Here is a 16,996-nt window from a genome sequence, read left to right as displayed (position 1 = left end):
ATTACTCTGCCTGTGCTGCTACACCCCAATTTTTATTAGGTGTTGCTCCCATTACTAATTTTAACTCACCGCCAGCTGTGATTTGCTCGTGCGTGATGCTGGTTTGGTTAAACGCCTCTCCGTTAAGTGTAGCCGACTGTATGTAGAAATTGTCTTCTGAAACACCTGCTGCAGTTATGGTAAAGGTTTTTCCTGAAGGAAGATTGATGGTTGATTTCTCATAAACCGGACTTCCTATTTCATACGTCGCACTTGCAGGATTAAAAGGATACAGTCCCATCGAGCTCCAAACATACCAGGCAGACATTTGACCGGCATCTTCATTACCACTCAATCCATTAGGCGTAGTGTTGTACTGCGTTTTAAGAATTTGGTTTATCCAATATTGTGTTCTCCAAGGCTTACCCGCACGGTTGAATAAATAGGCTATGTGGTGACTTGGCTCATTACCGTGTGCATATTGACCTATCAAACCTGAAATGTCATTAGAGATATGCTCTCCGGTAATTTCTGAACTCTCTGTAAACAACTGCTCGAGCATCTCGGTAAAGGATTCGGCACCGCCGTGAAGCGCTATAAAATTATCGGTGTCGTGAAGTACAAACCAGCTGTGTTGCCACGCGTTCCCTTCGGTGTAATCTGTATTCTCGCGGTGTCTTGAAAATTTAGGATCAAAGGGCTCGTGCCACTCTCCTGTTGAAGACTTCCCACGCATAAAGCCGGTTTCGGCATCGTATAAGTTTTCATAAGACTTGGAGCGCTCCTTGAAGTATTGATAATCTTCTTCATGGCCTAAAGCTTTTGCCATTTGCGCCACACACCAGTCGTTGTATGCGTACTCCAGATTAAAAGTGACGCTCTCATCGATTTTATCCCAAGGAATATACCCATACTCTTTAAGGAATTTGAGTCCGCGTGCGTCACGCATCTGCGTGTTTTTCATCGCCTCAAAAGCCTTTTCTGCATCAAAACCTTTAATCCCTTTAAAATAAGCTTCTGCAATCACAGGAATCGCGTGATTACCCGTCATAGTGTTGGTTTCATTTCCGTAGAGTGTCCACACCGGCAGACTCTTGTTCACCTCATAATACGTAAGCATCGAGTTTACCATATCACTTACTTTTTCTGGTTCCAAAAGCGTAAGTAATGGGTTTTCTGCACGGAAGGTATCCCACAAAGAAAGCGTAGAATATGCCGTAAAATCGGCCTTAGCAATGCTGTCATTTTCTAATCGAAACTCCCCATTTACATCTCCAAAAGTTACCGGAGCAATCTGGGTGTGATACAATGCTGAATAAAAAATCGTTTTTAAAGAATCGGTAGGCGTTTCAACTACGATATGTTCGAGTTGCTTTTCCCAGGTCTTTTTAGCTTCAGCCTTAGCAGTCTCAAAATCGGTATCGGCCGCTTCAGCAAAATTCGCTTTAGCGTTAGCCACACTTACCGAAGAAACCGAAACTTTTACGCTCACATCACGGCTCCCGTCAATATTGAAGAAAAACTGGGCGGCTGTGATTTTTCCGGCAACGCTATCTGTTTCGATCACTTTTTTATCCTGAACCAAAATATGTCTGGCAATCGGTTTTGAAAATTCGGCTACAAAAAACACTTTCTGATTTTTTGCCCACCCTGTGCTGTGGCGATATCCACTTATTGTAGTTTCATTTTCAATGTTTATCGCAGTTTCGGTTGGCGCATCCCAGTTGATCGCAAAGCCCAGATCAAGTACAACTGAAGCTTCTCCCGCTCCTTCATAATTGTATTTCTGAAAGCCAGTGCGTTGTGTTGCGGTAAGCCCCACTTTTATTTGCGAATCTTCAAGATACACCGAGTAGTAGCCTGGCTCGGCACTCTCGCGTTTGTGTGAATATTTTGAAGCATAAGGTCGGTCTGCAGGCTTCTCATAGCTTCCGGTAAGATCTACCTCCTTGTTGGTAGGCATAAAAAGAATATCGGCAAGGTCGCCAATTCCGGTTCCGCTTAAGTGCAAGTTGCTAAACCCTGAAACGATAGAATCAGAATAATGATAACCGGAACACCAGTCCCAGCCGTTTGTACCGTTATCTGGACTCACCTGCACCATCCCAAAAGGCACGGTAGCACCGGGATAGGTATGCCCATGACCTCCTGTACCGATAAACGGATCTACACTGGAGGTAAGGTTTAAATCTGTTTTTGCTTCAGCTTGAGGTTCTGCATCATTTTTACACGCTGCAACTCCAAAAATTAGAAGAATATAGAAAGTTTTTTTTAACATTTGTATGCCTGTTTGCGCCTCAATGGGCGTATTCTGTTAAGAATTTTAATAAATATGTAATATCTTATCCCGGATTCTAGCTTTTATTAGACCAACAACAGTTTTCAAAAGCTAAACAGCTTAAAAACCGACTTTTGACCTATGCCCCTTCGCCATTCTTTTAGAAATAACTTTTTGCTCAATGCAAATACGGGTTATAAAATTAATCTTACGCACCATCTGATTTTTTGGATTGTCTATTTTTTATTCAATTTTTTGCGTTGGGGAAGTTATTACAATGACTACCTATACTCCTTTAAAGCCAACATATTAGGGTTTCCTATTCACATCTCACTCACCTATTTTACGGTGTATGTATTGATCCCGATGTTTATCTATAAGCGCAAATACATCCTTTTTAGCCTGAGTCTTATTGGTGCGATTTTTATTATGGTAATCATTAAATATGAACTTACCTATTTCTTGATCAGTAACAATGTTTGGCCAGAAGGGCCCGAAGAAACCACAAGTCTTGGAGTGAATTATGTCGTGGTCATGATGCTGGGCGAATTGTATGTAATCTCGTTTGGAGCTGCTATCAAAATTACGATAGATTGGCTGCGCGAAAGACAAATCGCTGCAAATCTGGCTAAGTCAAATCTGGAAACCGAATTGCGTTTTTTACGTTCACAGATCTCTCCTCATTTCTTCTTCAACACCTTGAATAACATTTATTCCTTAAGTCTTGAGAAATCTGAAAATACGCCGGAAACCATTTTAAAACTTTCTGACTTGATGCGGTATTTGTTGTATGAAACCAAAGAAAAAAGGCAACCGCTGGCCAAAGAAATCAAGTTTATTCAAAATTATCTTGATCTTGAGCACATCAGGTACAACAAAAAACTGGATTTAAAGTTTGAAGTTACAGGCAACCCCAAAGGCAAAAATATCGCCCCTATGTTGCTCATTCATTTTATTGAGAATGGCTTTAAGCACGGTGCCAGCAAGAATATAGGCAAAGTAAAAATCAACATTCATCTCGATATCAAAGATTCGTTTTTATATTTTAAAATGAGCAACACCCTGCCTCAAAAAGAGTTACGCAATAAAATACCTGATGCCGGCGGTATTGGGATTGAAAATGTTGAAAAACGCCTTAAATTGGGCTACGGAGCTCAGGATTATGAGTTGAAAATTTATGAAGAGGACAATGAATATAAAGTATATTTAAAATTGAGATTATTATGAGTTTAAAATGTGTGATCATAGACGATGAACCCCTAGCCATCAATGTGATTAAAAATCATATTGCACAACTCAAAGGCTTGGAAATCATAAAAACATTTGACAACGCTATAGAAAGCTTAGACTTTTTACGCAGCAACGAGGTAGACCTTCTTTTTCTAGATATCAATATGCCGGTGCTTGACGGCCTTAGCTTTTTAAAAAGCCTAGACACCAAGCCTATGGTCATTTTAACCACAGCGCACGAAGAATATGCTGTTGAAGGTTTTGAACTCGAAGTTCTGGATTACCTCGTTAAACCCATCTCGCTCCCACGCTTTTTAAAAGCCACCAATAAAGCCCTTGCAAAAAAGCAAGAAAGCCCAAAAACTACAACAGAAAACGAGTCGATCTTTGTTAAGGTAGATAAGAAGAAAATGAAAAAAGTATATCTCGACGATATTCTTCTCGTAGAAAGCCTCAAAGATTATATCAAAATCATCACTATTAACGGCAATTATGTCGTGCATCAAACACTGGGCAGCTTTACCGATGAATTACCCAGCAATCAGTTTGTGCGTATTCATCGCTCGTACACGGCAAATATCAATAAAGTAGAAGCTGTTGAAGGCAATAGTGTCGAGATTGCAAACAAGCGTTATACCATAGGCCGCAACTATCTCGAAGATGCTAAAAACGCTATACTTCACAAGCAATCAGGAAATTAAAATGTTAAAGCCCTCGTGTAACTCCTAGATTATGAACTAGTTTAGGCCTTGAAATGTTAACAGTTTACCAAAGGTTAATTCGCTATTTTTGGTTTTAAACTATTAACTGTATGAATTACATGAATCGAATTTTCCTGATGATTTTTGGTGTATTTGCCATTACAGGCAGCTACGGTCAAGATCAGGTTTCGGAACAAATTATAAAAGAGCGTGACTCCTTACTGCTCAACCTCAACAAACAATTAGAAGATAATGCGATCAAACTAAAATCGCTTCAGGGCGAGTTTTCAGACTTAAACCCTAATCGCACCAGTCAGCGTTTGGGAAGCCTGGATAGCATCATTTCTAAACAGGAAAACCGCATCACCCTTCTTGAAAATTCAAGAAAAATTCAGCTTAAACTGAATGGTCAACTCGCTTTTACCGAGTTGATGAGCATTCATCGCGATATTAAACCCAGCAACTTGCTACTTTCTTCTCAGGAATTCTTCAGCAAAGTAGCTGCGATAAATAATCCTATGAATTATCCTGCGTATGAAGCCTGGTTTAAGGAATATCAAGAATGGTACGAGCGTAAAAAAGGCAAGGACAATTGGCTTGATCTCATCAATAAAAGCATCACGGTTTTAAATGAGCCTGCGAGCAACGTGCCGCTTTATGGTTCGCTTTTTCAAACTTTTTCTACAGGAATCACTTCAGCAATGGAAATCGTAGGAGGAACCGGTCGCGATCTGCGTGATCAAACTCCGGCAATGCTCAACGTGCTCAATACTGCGAGTCAGTTCAGCCAGCAACAGAGCATTATTGACAACGAGTGGACCAGCATCAATGAAGAGCTTAATAAGCTTGAAGACGAATACAAGCGCTTGCTAGAAGAACAAGCAAAATATTACGGGCTAGATATGAGCGCGGTTAAGCAATATCAAAATGCAACCTTAGACAGTGAACGTGAAACCTTAAAAAACAACTTTAGAAAGGCGATAAACGACCGTATTTCAAAATGGGAAAAAGAAGGAAATAAAGACTGGCTTACCGAAGTAGAACGCTTTATGGTAAAAACACAATCGCTACGCCAGCGTTTTGGTCAACTTACCTTACGTATGAAAAGTAACATAGGCAAGTACCAAGAACTTATTACGCAGTTTTCTAAAAATGACGCCTTTGCTGATGAATTCAGAACCAAACTACTCGAGTTGCAAAGCAGCATCGATCAAGTAGATTCTAACTTTAATGCCGTTTTTAACCCTTCAAAATATATCGAAGATTCTGCCGTGATGTATATAACGCAATAACCTAAAATAATCTGAATATGAAAACGCTCAAAAAAGAAGACATTCAACAAGAAGTTTTTGATCTGTATGACGCTTATGCGCATAATAAACTAGAACGTCGAGAATTTGTAGAGCGTTTATCGCTTTTTGCAGCTAGCAGCATCACTGTGCCTGCGCTTTTAAGTTTTTTGATGCCAGATTATGAAACCACGAGGCAAATCGCACCTAACGATCCCAATCTGGATTCAACGTTCATCACTTACAATTCTCCTAAGGGCGGCGGAAGCATAAAAGCTTTACTTTCAAAACCTAAAGACGCCAGAACAAAATTAGGCGGTATTGTAGTAGTACACGAGAATCGCGGACTCAACCCCTACATCGAAGACACAGCCCGTATCGCAGCACTTGAAGGTTTTATCACCATTGCACCCGATGCGTTGAGTCCGTTAGGTGGTTATCCCGGTAATGATGATGACGGTCGTGCGATGCAGCGCAAACGTGACAGCAAAGAGATGCTTGAAGATTTTATCGCTGCTTATGAGTATCTTCTAAATCACGAGGACTGTAACGGAAATGTAGGCGTTGTAGGCTTTTGCTTTGGGGGATCAATCTCCAATATGATGGCGGTAAAAGTGCCTACTTTAAAAGCTTCCGTTCCCTTTTATGGCGGGCAACCTACGGAAGATATTGATCAAATTCAAGCGCCGCTTTTATTGCAATATGCCGGTCTCGACGAGCGTATAAATGCCGGATGGCCGGCTTATGAAGCCAAGTTGAAAGCGCACAATAAAGAATACGGGATGTTTTTATATCCTGATGTGAATCACGGCTTTCACAACAATACCACACCCCGTTACGACAAAGAAGCCGCTGAACTCGCCTGGGAACGTACCATTGCCTTTTTTAAAGAACACCTCAACAATTAACTTTCACAAAGTTCCAGATAATCCTGAGCTATTTTATTTGTACTGCTGCGGAAGCTTTGGGCAATTATTCAATTGCGTTGTGCGCAGCGCTTTGCGGCAACTAGAATATCTTTTCAAAGATAGTAGAGCTTTGCGCTATTTATTTTTTCGGAAGCAAGAATGTTTTCTTGTACTTCATTTGATATTAAGAAATCAACGTATCAATTTCTCCATCACCCCTCTTGATGTTTTTATATGTGTACAATCTACTAAAAAAATCGCCTTTTTTTAAACGCCTTTTCGACGTTTCCGTATAAAATAAAAGCAAACAAGCCCCAACAAAATTCCCACTATAGTATAAATAATTACGTGAGAAATAGTGTTTTCGGCGGGCTGACCTACCAGAATAAAAGCGCTCCAATAATACGGGTGTGCATAGGTATCATCCTGTTGATCCACAAAATTTAATTTTGCCTTGTGGAGTGCATCTGCATAACGATTATCTTCCAGATTTTCATAAAAACCCGTCATCAAGGCACTAGAGGAAGCATCGGGAATTTTCCAAAGGGTCATCATAATATTTGGGATTTGAGCCAACTGAAATCCGCGAGCAAGACTCAAAACACCTTCTCCTTTTTGATATTGCCCTAAACCGGTTTCGCAAGCTGATAAGCAGACTAGATCAGCATCCAGATTTAATGTAGGAAGTTCATAATTGTACAAATACCCGTCGTTTAAAGAGTCCTTAGCAAAAATCAATTTGGAGCTCATAGGGTTTTCACCATCAACCACAGCGTGTGTGGCCAAGTGTAATATAGCAAAGGCTTTTGTTTGTTCTTTGACTGCAGTTTCGGTAGCATCGAAGGCTTTGAATATTTTAGCCTCTTTTAAATTATAAATAGCCTCGGCTTCATCATTTGTAAAATCAAGCGCTCCCAAACCATGGGTGCTAGCCAAACTTCTCATGGTTCCTGATTGATCTGATACAAATGCAAAAGGAGCAAAAACCATCACCGATTGGGAGACCTGCTCGCGATTTTGATAGGTGGCTTCTAAGAGAGAATTGAGGTATGAAAATCGATGCTCTTTAATCAAATATGCATAATCACTCCAGGCTCCAACATTTTGCGGCTTCTTAGAAATGAGACTTTCAAAAGGGAGGAAAGACAGCGTCCCATCTGGAATTATGAAATAATCCCGGGCTGACAGAAAACCTGTACCTAAAGGTGCTAATAACCGACTGTAAATGGCCAGTCCTTCATTTGCAAATTCTATTTCTCCGGGACTGGAAATCGCAAGTAAAAACTGATCTATATTCTTATTGAATGCCTCGCTTCGATCAAGCTTTAGAAATTTAAAGTCTGCTCCTTTCCTTGCAATAACAAACCACGACGTTTCACTCTCAAAAAACTGAATAGTCAACGCATCTGACGAAGATTCCATCCAAGAATCAATTTCATTTTGAATAGATGCAATCCAGTCTGTGTTTTTATACTGCAATTCATAGTATTCCGGGTATTCCTTCTTGATTCGCAGAAGCCATTGATGCATAGCCTCTTTTTTGGCCAAGACACTTGCCTTAAGCGCAGCATGTTCTTTAACCAATGCAGGCACAAGAGAATCATAGGGTTGCTGCAGTTGCTCTTCGAGAATATTAATTTCTGCCTGCAGCTCCAATTCTTCAGATCTCACCTTCAAAGGAATTAAATTATCAAGGTATTGCCTGCTGTCATTAATAAGAGAACGCAGGGTGGCATTTTTATGTAGTTCCATAATCACTAACGCTCTTCTGAGGTGCTCTTTTTGTTGCGTTTTTGCATAGAGCTCATGGGTTATACGAATGGCATTATCAAAATAGTTCCCTTTTAGTTCATAAAATCGTGATTTGCTTTTGAGATTAAATAAAGCCTCTTTACTCTGATTAACAGCTTTTAGGCAATCAAGCATTGCCTGTGAAGCTCGATCAAGCAAAGCTAGGTCTTCATTTTCTTTATAAAGGTTTTCTAATATTTTAGATTGTAAAAAAAAACGGGAAGCCAGCTCAGGGTGTGCAGGGATTTTAGAAAAATCTATATTTTGCAAAATAGAATTGAGCTTAACACCCACGCTTAGCGAATTTAAAGCAGCCAGTGTAAGGTCTATCGCTTTCTGTCTTTCACCTTGTTGTGCGTAAAACAAAGCCACTTCAAGTGCCACCTCTGAGAAACGATATTTATTCTCTTCGTCTTTACTCTTTGGAAAAAAGGAAAGAGATTTTTCAAAATAGATCCGCGCAGAATCTATTTCATGTAAACGATTGTAGATACGTCCCTGCTGTACGTAGGATAAAGAAAGGTCTGGGTTTGATATGCCAAAATTGTGTATTAAAACTTCAATACCCTTTTTATTTTCTTCTAATGCCTTTTTATAATCTTCTAAAACAAACAGGTTCTCAGAATAAAGGATGTTTAAATAATATGCATTGTAGTTTAAAGGATTTATAGAATCGAAAATAGCCAGTGCCTCTCTAATTTCTTCTATTGATGCTTTTGAAGCCTGCAACGTGCCTGGGCCATTTAACACATAGGAATTGTACAATAAATAGTTAACCCTTCGAGAAGGTATGGTATGATAATTCAATGAATCATAAATCTTATTTGCGCGTTGCATTGCCTCTCTGGATTCTTGATAGGCCCCTGTAGCCCTTAAACTCATGGCCTTATTAAACTGAATAAAAGCTCCCAAATTAGTATTATCTGCAAGACCAGATTCTTTAGTGTGTTGATATGCGCTGTCGTTATAGATTAAGCTCAGCTCCCTGTTAGAAGATTTAGTATACATAGCAGCGAGGTTTAAATATGTTCTGCCCACCTCCTCTTGATAGTGTTTTTTATTAAAAGCCAGTAGTTCTTTAGTTATTGCGATCCCCTGAAGATTTTTTCCGGCCTCGTATAAAGCACCTGCATATCGGTTTAATAGTTTATTGACTAGCCAGGTGTCCTTAAGGGAAGATTTTCTAAAGGCCTCAAGAGCCAACTCGTATTTTGGAAGTGCCTCTTTTATGGTCCTCTCACGCTCATAATATAATGCGGTCTCCATCAGGGTGGTAATATAAGGTTTACCTTGCGGAACCTGAGAAAAATAGGATTTTAGATCATTGAGCTTTTCAAGAGTTGCTCGCTGGTAACCACGATCTGCAGCCTCTTGTTTTTTCCAGGTTTTTAATGCTGCTACTTGCCTTTTATAGTCCAACGAACTGGTATCTATTTGTTGTGCAGAAACAAAAGAAATGCTACAAAAGCAAACGAGTAAAAATCGGGTAAATGCTAGTTTTAAAACCATATATACTATTTATAAAAGCAAGTCATTCTAATTTACTTAATAGGGTTTCTGCAGCTCTATAATTAAACGCCTTTTGACTTACTTGTTCTTTAAGCAATGTAAGAGCCATTTCGGGCTTATTGTGTTTTAGATAGGCCAGAGCCAAATACCACCTGGATTTATAGTAAAAATTATCTTGGGTTTCCTGATGCGACTCAAAAACAGTAATAGCTTCTTCTACACGATCCAAAGCCAAAAGAGCATTACCCCGGTAAAAAAGTAAATACCGGTCCCCGCTTGCTTCATAAAGGGTTTCAAATGCTTCTTCGGCCTGCTCAAAGTTGCCCCGCTCATAGGCCGCAAAGCTTTTTTCGAGTAGACTCTCAGCATTTCCACCACGTACCACGGGTGCAATGATATTGCGGTAGGGTTCAAAATTTTCTGTATACAATTCTTCTGGAGTGGCATTGTTACCCATATATAGCGCCCCAAAAATACTTAGACCAATCACTATAGCAGCTGCCGCCACATACCGCAACCAATTGGAACCTTGGGACGACTGATCTTTAAGGTACTTATCAGCCTCTAAATGAGACAGCCTCGACTTTAAATCGTTTTTGCCTTTGGATACCAAGACTGCCTGTAGCTCTTTTTCCAACTCAAAGGCTTCTGAAAAAGCAGCATCCTTTTGTAGCTCCTTCTGGAGTCGGCGTGCCTCATCTTCACTTAGAATTCCTGAAAAATAACGTTCAACAAGTTCTTCTTTATTCATGATTAGGGGATCATTTTTTCTTTTAATTGTTTCATACACCTAGACTTTGCCGCCTTTACCGTATTGACGTTTTCATACTGTTCTGCTTGCTTGATCTCCTCCAGACTCATGCCTTTGAGATAAAAGCAGTTCAACAGTGTTTTGCAGCGTACACCTAAGGTTTCAAAATGTTTACGTAACGCGATCTGGCGTTCTGTAAGCTGATGTTCTTCAAAATAAGATTGCTCAAAAGTTTCAGTCTTAAAATCTGATTCTTCCCTACTGACTCGCTTCTTACGGTATCGCAACTGTTCATAAATCTTAAACTTCCCAATACTAAACAAATAGGTTTTTAGGCTACTGGTGAGCTTGTTAAGCTTTCTGCTCATCACATTTTCATAGAGTTTTACTACACTATCCTGATAAATCTCCAAGACATCTTCCTCTGAAAGCTCATACTTTCTGGCATAGCCAAGAAAGCTATCTCGATAAGCTTCATAAATTTTAGTATAGGCCTCAGAATCTCCTGTTCGTAATTGTTCTAGAGTTGGTTCTTCAATCATTAATGAAGCATATGGAAAAATGTTAACACGTAAACTTAAAAATACAATTTTTTAAAAATGATGTTAACCTTTTCCTAATGAATACATAAAAGAGTGAATCTTAAAAACTAAATATTATGAAACACCTTACATTTTTATTGGTACTGATGGCCTTTTGCTACACTGGTACTATTGAGGCCCAGTTCTTAAAAAAGCTTACCAAGAAGCTAGAGCAAAAACTTGATAAAACCACAAAAAGTCTGGAAGACAAGGCCGACAAACAGGTTGATAAAATATTAGGACTCGAAGATGAGGATGAAGATGAAGAGTTTCCTATGACTGATGATATGGAGATGGATGAAATGGAGTATCCTCAGGATACTGCAGAAAGCTATGAGGAAAAGGGCTTTGAAGCTTACAGCAAATACGACTTTGTACCAGGCACAAACCTTGTGGCTTTTGAAGATTTCTCTGAAGATCTCTTGGGTGATTTACCTCAAAAATGGAATACCAACTCGAGTGCAGAGGTAGTTACACTTTCTACACTACCGGGTAAATGGTTGCGCATAGGTAATGGTTTGGGAACTTATGTTTTTGAAGGAATTCCTCAGGATTTACCAAAAGACTTTACGCTAGAATTTGATATGCTGTATGACTTTAATGCAGAAAACTATGCCTTTAAACGCTATGTAAATGTGGTACTATCTGAACTTGAGAACCCCAACATGTATATGGATAAGTTTAGTTACGGAAAACAAGTGACCACCATAAGCCTGAGCAATTCGTCATCAACTCGCGCGGTAGTGCTAAATAAGAAAACCGTTCAAAAAGGCATGAATGTTTCAGGCAGCAACAACCATCCTGCATTTTCAAAAAACGGGAAAAGTGGTGTCCCCTATCACATTGCCATTCTTAAAAAAGGCAGTCGCATCAAAGTCTATGTTGATCAGGATAAAGTGCTCGACATTCCACGTGGGGCAGAGAGCGAGATAAACTACCGCACGCTGCGTTTTGAAAGTAACGTGAGTCCTAAAAATGAATACTTCTATCTGGGCAATGTCAAGTTTGCCACAGGTGTCGAGAGCGGTGAGCGCCTTTTTAAAAATGGAACCCATACTGCTTATGGAATCACTTTTGACAGTGGTAGCGCCAGCATTCAGCCTGCTTCATATGCCAGTATTAAGCAAATCGCACAAGCCATCCAGAGCGATGCTACCGGCAATTATCTTATTACAGGACATACTGATTCTGACGGAGATGTTGCTTTAAATATGCCTTTGTCTGAAAGCAGAGCCGAAGCGGTAAAAGCGGCATTAGTTAGTGAATTTGGTATAGATAGCTCAAGACTTCAAACTGCCGGCAAAGGATCTTCTGAGCCCGTTTCAACAGAAAACACTGTTACAGCCAAAGCCTTGAACCGTCGTGTGACCATTTCTAAACTTTAATCCTAAACATATGAAACGTATACTATTACTTCTGTTTATGACAGCTCTGTCATTGAGCCAGACACATGCTAAAGACACCAATACAGCTACAGATTGGACTGGCACTTACAATACTAATTTTGGCCAGATCATCCTACATCAAAAAGCCAACTATGTAGTGGGTACTTACCGTGATTTGGGCGGAATTCGATCAATGTACGTTAGTAATAATCAACTCATTGGGGTGTTTTACAATAATGGAAAAGAAGGCCATTTCAAGTTTACCAAAACCGCCAAAGGCTTTACCGGAAAATGGGGATGGACATACAAACTCGAAGGTGGTTCTTGGGACGGTAACCTTGTGGCTGATGTGAAGCAACACTATCTCAAAGGGCAATGGAACACTGATTATGAAGACCTCTTCTTAATCCACAGCCCTACGGGAATTGTTGCTGGACATTATGGAGATAAAGGTGGAATGATCTGGGGAAAATATGCTGGCACAAAAATTTTTACCGGCAATTATACCAACGCACTAGGCCGTGAACCCCGTACTTGCAGCTTTATTTTCACAGACAACAACACGTTTAAAGGAAAATTTGACGCTAACGAATACGGCAGCTGGAACGGTACCCGTGTCAGGGAAAATACCACAACCTCATCCACAACAGACAGAAGTACTGCACCCCAACCTAAATTTAAGCTCAAAATCACTTTAAACAGTTTTAAGTGTAATGGGGCTGATAACTTATTTAACCGAGAGCAGGGTTTTGTATATGTTGTCCCTTCACTTCAAACAATGGGAGTTGATGTAAAACCGGGCAATTTTAATATACAGACAGGAGATCAAAAAGTATCAGAACACCGGTCAAGCTTATATACCCCAGATGCCAGATTTAAAGAAAATTATCCGGTAGGTACTGCCATACAAATAAACAACAGCGCTGTTTATCCCATTATCTATCCTATCAATTTATTTCAGCCAGGCCGGTACGCTGCAAAAATGCAATTTGTTTTTCGCGAGTTTCCGGTTATTTCTAAAGGAGGTGCTTTAGTTTTTGCCGAAAACGAAAGAATAAACGCCAAGAGAAATATTGAACTCAAAGAAGTTTTAAAGTTTTTAAGCGGCCAGACCCGTGCTGAAGATTATCCTCTGGTAAACGGGACAAATGGCAGAAGACGCCTACCCAATAGTAATGACACTTTTTGGCTGGAGAGCATTGGCGGTAAGCGCTATGTACGTGGCTATGGCGATATTATCGAACCTAAAAAAGGTAAAATACGCTTCGGGTATCACTACACAATGGAGTTGCTTCCTCTTTAAAAAAGAAATTATGAGAACTCTTATCAATCTACTTTTTGTTGTTCACTGTTTCGCTTTCGCAGAAGCACAACAGGTATGGGACGATTTTACAACCGGCCCTCTGAAGCAAATTACAACGCTAAAAGCCGAAAAAATAAAAATTGAACAACCCGGAAAAAACATTCTGGGAGGCACACGCTACATCACGTATAATGTGACCGAAAATCCTTATCAACAGCTTTTTCAACTCACTATTCAAAAAGGTACTCTCATTAGCAGTACCGGCTTTGGTACTGCAAGTTCAATGAACATTACCTATGGTGGCAACCGGGAGCGAGCGCTTAATATGGATTTATCCCGTTACAAAACCATCAAAATCAGCTTGAAAGGCAAAACCAATTTTGCCCGGGTCTATCTCAATATGTGGTCTAATGGTGCAAACCGGGCATTCTGGAGAGGTAACAGAGAAAATCACCTTCCCTTTCAAGGTTCTATAAATGCTATGGGGGTAAACAGCAAAAAAGTAATCAGTATTCCGCTTGAACAGCTAACAGCCAAGAAAGCTACGACCGATAGCCCATCTGCTTTTGACATTGCCGATGTAGATAGTGTCCTGATCCAATTTTATGGTTTTCCGGCCACCGGAGTGAATTATGCAATAGACAAAATATGGGTCGAATAATTAACTCCAAAAACACCTAATCACTTTTAAAACTTTTATTAATTCCATTTTTAATCATGAAAAAAATAACTCTTCTTTTCGCAATCGTTTTTAGCGTCGCTTTCGCCCAAGCGCAAATCTCAAAAACCAGTTTAAACCGAAGCATCTCGCCTAGCCAAAAAGCTCAGGTTGCAGGTCAACTGCTCGTTAACGGAAAATCTTCGGTCGAGCTACGCCTCAATCAAGGCAACGTTGTAGATCTATTTAAGAATTTTAAAACAAATAAACATCAGATTCAATTTGTATTTAAAGGAGCAGGCTTGCCTAAAGATCAACAAGGCCGTGGCGTGGCACTCTTCTCCTTTGTGACCGAGATCTACAAAGACGGAAAACTGATGCGCAGTGTAAAACGCGAACCGCTTACCTTTTTTCCCGGTGAAATGCTCGAACCTGTAGAGGCCTTTGACGTTATCCCACTACTCACTTTTGCGCAAGGTAATCCACTTGAAAAAGGCGTTTATCCTGGTAATCTCACCAAGGGCAAATATTTGGTTAAAATTAAAGCCATACCCATGGGTAGCAGCGGTAAAATTGAAGAGGCCAACCTTATCGTCTGGATTTAAATCATTAAAACTAAATCTATGACAACAAAGAAATCATTTGCGGCAATCGCGCTTTTGCTGCTGATAATCGTATCTGCCTGTCAAAATTCAAAAGCAGGTAAAAACTTGTCCAAAAATAGTTTTACGGCGGTCGTTAACGGCAAAGACTTTACTGCAAAATTTGCAGAAGGACACATTACAGAAATCACCAATACATTGTTATTAAGCGGCAGTATGGGTAACGGTGAGGATATTCAACTTTTTTTACCACAGGATACTGGTGCCGGCACATACAGTTACGATATGGGTATTCAGGGTAAATACCAAAAAACAGACGAAGATTTCTCATTTGCAAATGCCGGCCAGCTGATAATCGAGTCCCACGATACTAAAAACAAATACATCAAGGGAAGTTTTAATTTCACGAGCAAACCTATGAACTCTGAAGCAGCCAGTTACACCATAGAAAACGGAAGTTTCTCCGTTCATTATTGAGACAGGAAGTACAAGAATTTTAAGTTTTGTGAAACGCCTTTTTTAAAGCTCCTCATTTGAGGGGCTTTTTTTTACACACCTGCCTTAGCTAAAACTTCTTATAGTTGTTCTTAAGATATTAATACATGCCATGCAACCCACAGAAGATATTGATCAAATTCAAGCGCCGCTTTTATTGCAATATGCCGGTCTCGACGAGCGCATAAATGCCGGATGGCCGGCTTATGAAGCCAAGCTAAAAGCGCACAATAAAGAATACGGGATGTTTTTATATCCTGATGTAAATCATGGCTTTCACAACAATACCACACCCCGTTACGACAAAGAAGCCGCTGAACTCGCCTGGGAACGTACCATTGCCTTTTTTAAAGAACATCTGTCCTGATTAATCTTTTTTGATTGAAGGTTTAAAATGCGTGCTCTCAAACTTTAACCTCAATTTAAAACAGAAGAAGCCCGCGCTGCATAACTTTAAAGGAAAATTTAAAACATGAAATTTAATTATGTAGGCGATACCGGTCTTATGGTATCTGAACTTTGTTTTGGGACGATGACCTTTGGCGGAGTAGATGCAGGAACGTGGAGCCAGATCGCATCGGTACCTCAGAAAGAAGTGAACCAGATGCTCAAAGCGGTTTTTGACGCCGGAATCAATTTTATTGATACGGCTAATGTGTACTCCTTTGGGCAATCAGAGCAATTACTAGGACAAGGACTGAAAGATCTAGGAATCAATCGCGATGAAGTTGTGGTCGCAACTAAAGTTTTGGGCCCAATGAGCGAAAACCCTAATGATGTAGGTCTTTCTCGCTATCATATTTTCAATTCGGTTGATGCGAGTTTAAAGCGTTTACAGCTGGATCACATTGATATTTTATATGTACACGGTGTAGATGCTAAAGTACCTGTAGAACAAATTTTACAATCGCTCAATGATATCGTTGCTACCGGAAAAGTGCGTTATATCGCCATTTGCAACTGGCCGGCGTGGATGGTTGCTAAAGCACAAGCCATCGCTGAGCACAAAGGCTGGCAAAAATTCATTGGTTTGCAATATTATTATTCGGCTGTTTCCAGAGATATTGAGACCGAATTGGTACCGATGGCTCAAGATCATAATCTGGCGATTTTTCCTTGGAGTCCGTTAGCGGGTGGTTTTCTTACCGGAAAATATTCTCGAGAAGGCAGCAGTGAAAAAGGATCTCGAAGAGCCGATTTTGACTTTCCGCCTATTGATAAAGACAAAGCGTTTAACTTGGTTGATGCGATGAAAGAACTCGCAGCTACACATCAGGTTTCAGTAGCAGAAATTGCATTGGCTTGGGTACGCCATCAAAAAGGCGTTACTAGCACGATCATTGGCGCAAAAACTATAGACCAACTTCAATCAAACATCAAGTCTACCGAAATCAATTTGAGCAAAGAAGATCTAGAAAAAATAGATGCGGTGAGTCCAAAACCGAAACTTTATCCCGGCTGGATGGTACAACGCCAATCTAGGTATAGACAGTAATTTTTAAAAAACAAAAAACCTCTGATTTTCATCAGAGGTTT

14 protein-coding genes and 1 pseudogene are annotated in these 16,996 nt (G+C 40.0%); 11 read left to right on the top strand and 4 right to left on the bottom strand.

The window, feature by feature from the left end:
• Position 1: 1 nt before the first annotated feature.
• Complete coding sequence (locus MED217_RS02745) at positions 2-2,257, bottom strand: GH92 family glycosyl hydrolase (RefSeq protein ID WP_009778949.1); 2,256 nt, start codon at positions 2,255-2,257, stop codon at positions 2-4.
• Between the two features lie 141 nt (positions 2,258-2,398).
• Here MED217_RS02745 and MED217_RS02740 point away from each other — a divergent pair, with 141 nt between their 5' ends.
• The 4 genes from MED217_RS02740 to MED217_RS02725 all read left to right on the top strand — a co-directional run bounded on the left by MED217_RS02740 (position 2,399) and on the right by MED217_RS02725 (position 6,385).
• A complete protein-coding gene (locus MED217_RS02740) occupies positions 2,399-3,484 on the top strand; it encodes a sensor histidine kinase (RefSeq protein WP_009778948.1) in 1,086 nt (361 codons plus the stop codon).
• Positions 3,481-4,188 carry a LytR/AlgR family response regulator transcription factor gene (locus MED217_RS02735; protein ID WP_009778947.1) on the top strand — a complete coding sequence of 236 codons (708 nt, stop codon included), beginning with the start codon at positions 3,481-3,483 and terminating at the stop codon, positions 4,186-4,188. The genes MED217_RS02740 and MED217_RS02735 overlap by 4 nt, the downstream gene beginning before the upstream one ends.
• Positions 4,189-4,298: 110 nt before the next feature.
• Positions 4,299-5,480 carry a hypothetical protein gene (locus MED217_RS02730; protein WP_009778946.1) on the top strand — a complete coding sequence of 394 codons (1,182 nt, stop codon included), beginning with the start codon at positions 4,299-4,301 and terminating at the stop codon, positions 5,478-5,480.
• A gap of 17 nt (positions 5,481-5,497) precedes the next feature.
• Entirely contained in the window at positions 5,498-6,385 is an 888-nt protein-coding gene (locus MED217_RS02725; protein WP_009778945.1) for a dienelactone hydrolase family protein, read from the top strand.
• A 267-nt stretch (positions 6,386-6,652) separates the two neighbouring features.
• Here MED217_RS02725 and MED217_RS02720 read toward each other — a convergent pair whose 3' ends face one another.
• Genes MED217_RS02720 through MED217_RS02710 form a run of 3 tightly spaced genes read right to left on the bottom strand, consistent with a single transcriptional unit; the run spans position 6,653 to position 10,978 of the window.
• Positions 6,653-9,685, bottom strand: coding sequence for a CHAT domain-containing protein (locus tag MED217_RS02720; RefSeq protein ID WP_009778944.1), 3,033 nt, complete (start codon positions 9,683-9,685; stop codon positions 6,653-6,655).
• A 22-nt stretch (positions 9,686-9,707) separates the two neighbouring features.
• Positions 9,708-10,436 (bottom strand): tetratricopeptide repeat protein, encoded by a 729-nt coding sequence (locus tag MED217_RS02715; RefSeq protein WP_009778943.1) that lies wholly within the window; start codon positions 10,434-10,436, stop codon positions 9,708-9,710.
• A 2-nt stretch (positions 10,437-10,438) separates the two neighbouring features.
• Entirely contained in the window at positions 10,439-10,978 is a 540-nt protein-coding gene (locus MED217_RS02710) for an RNA polymerase sigma factor (protein ID WP_009778942.1), read from the bottom strand.
• Positions 10,979-11,094: 116 nt separating this feature from the next.
• On the opposite strand from MED217_RS02710, the gene MED217_RS18425 reads away from it, so the two are divergent.
• The 7 genes and pseudogenes from MED217_RS18425 (at position 11,095) to MED217_RS02675 (ending at position 16,955) form a co-directional block, all read left to right on the top strand.
• Positions 11,095-12,402 (top strand): OmpA family protein, encoded by a 1,308-nt coding sequence (locus MED217_RS18425; protein WP_009778941.1) that lies wholly within the window; start codon positions 11,095-11,097, stop codon positions 12,400-12,402.
• A 10-nt stretch (positions 12,403-12,412) separates the two neighbouring features.
• On the top strand, positions 12,413-13,705 hold the full coding sequence (locus tag MED217_RS02700; RefSeq protein WP_154648894.1) for a hypothetical protein: 1,293 nt from the start codon (positions 12,413-12,415) through the stop codon (positions 13,703-13,705).
• Between the two features lie 10 nt (positions 13,706-13,715).
• Positions 13,716-14,366, top strand: a complete 651-nt coding sequence (locus MED217_RS02695) for a hypothetical protein (RefSeq protein ID WP_009778939.1) — start codon at positions 13,716-13,718, stop codon at positions 14,364-14,366.
• A gap of 56 nt (positions 14,367-14,422) precedes the next feature.
• Positions 14,423-14,968: a hypothetical protein gene (locus MED217_RS02690; RefSeq protein WP_009778938.1), complete on the top strand. Its 546-nt coding sequence runs from the start codon at positions 14,423-14,425 to the stop codon at positions 14,966-14,968.
• A gap of 18 nt (positions 14,969-14,986) precedes the next feature.
• A complete protein-coding gene (locus MED217_RS02685) occupies positions 14,987-15,442 on the top strand; it encodes a DUF6252 domain-containing protein (protein WP_009778937.1) in 456 nt (151 codons plus the stop codon).
• A gap of 133 nt (positions 15,443-15,575) precedes the next feature.
• Positions 15,576-15,827, top strand: a pseudogene (locus MED217_RS02680) (dienelactone hydrolase family protein); the annotation flags it as partial.
• Between the two features lie 105 nt (positions 15,828-15,932).
• A complete protein-coding gene (locus tag MED217_RS02675) occupies positions 15,933-16,955 on the top strand; it encodes an aldo/keto reductase (protein ID WP_009778935.1) in 1,023 nt (340 codons plus the stop codon).
• Positions 16,956-16,996 lie beyond the last annotated feature (41 nt).

The sequence above is a fragment of the Leeuwenhoekiella blandensis MED217 genome (assembly GCF_000152985.1).
GTDB lineage: Bacteria > Bacteroidota > Bacteroidia > Flavobacteriales > Flavobacteriaceae > Leeuwenhoekiella > Leeuwenhoekiella blandensis.
This window is presented reverse-complemented; position numbering and strand designations above follow the sequence as displayed.

Coding starts and splice junctions, on each gene's coding strand:
- MED217_RS02700 (WP_154648894.1), top strand. CDS start 12,413: ATGAAACGTATACTATTACTTCTGTTTATGACAGCTCTGTCATTGAGC.
- MED217_RS18425 (WP_009778941.1), top strand. CDS start 11,095: ATGAAACACCTTACATTTTTATTGGTACTGATGGCCTTTTGCTACACT.
- MED217_RS02735 (WP_009778947.1), top strand. CDS start 3,481: ATGAGTTTAAAATGTGTGATCATAGACGATGAACCCCTAGCCATCAAT.
- MED217_RS02675 (WP_009778935.1), top strand. CDS start 15,933: ATGAAATTTAATTATGTAGGCGATACCGGTCTTATGGTATCTGAACTT.
- MED217_RS02695 (WP_009778939.1), top strand. CDS start 13,716: ATGAGAACTCTTATCAATCTACTTTTTGTTGTTCACTGTTTCGCTTTC.
- MED217_RS02720 (WP_009778944.1), bottom strand. CDS start 9,685: ATGGTTTTAAAACTAGCATTTACCCGATTTTTACTCGTTTGCTTTTGT.
- MED217_RS02730 (WP_009778946.1), top strand. CDS start 4,299: ATGAATTACATGAATCGAATTTTCCTGATGATTTTTGGTGTATTTGCC.
- MED217_RS02740 (WP_009778948.1), top strand. CDS start 2,399: ATGCCCCTTCGCCATTCTTTTAGAAATAACTTTTTGCTCAATGCAAAT.
- MED217_RS02710 (WP_009778942.1), bottom strand. CDS start 10,978: ATGATTGAAGAACCAACTCTAGAACAATTACGAACAGGAGATTCTGAG.
- MED217_RS02690 (WP_009778938.1), top strand. CDS start 14,423: ATGAAAAAAATAACTCTTCTTTTCGCAATCGTTTTTAGCGTCGCTTTC.
- MED217_RS02685 (WP_009778937.1), top strand. CDS start 14,987: ATGACAACAAAGAAATCATTTGCGGCAATCGCGCTTTTGCTGCTGATA.
- MED217_RS02715 (WP_009778943.1), bottom strand. CDS start 10,436: ATGAATAAAGAAGAACTTGTTGAACGTTATTTTTCAGGAATTCTAAGT.
- MED217_RS02745 (WP_009778949.1), bottom strand. CDS start 2,257: ATGTTAAAAAAAACTTTCTATATTCTTCTAATTTTTGGAGTTGCAGCG.
- MED217_RS02725 (WP_009778945.1), top strand. CDS start 5,498: ATGAAAACGCTCAAAAAAGAAGACATTCAACAAGAAGTTTTTGATCTG.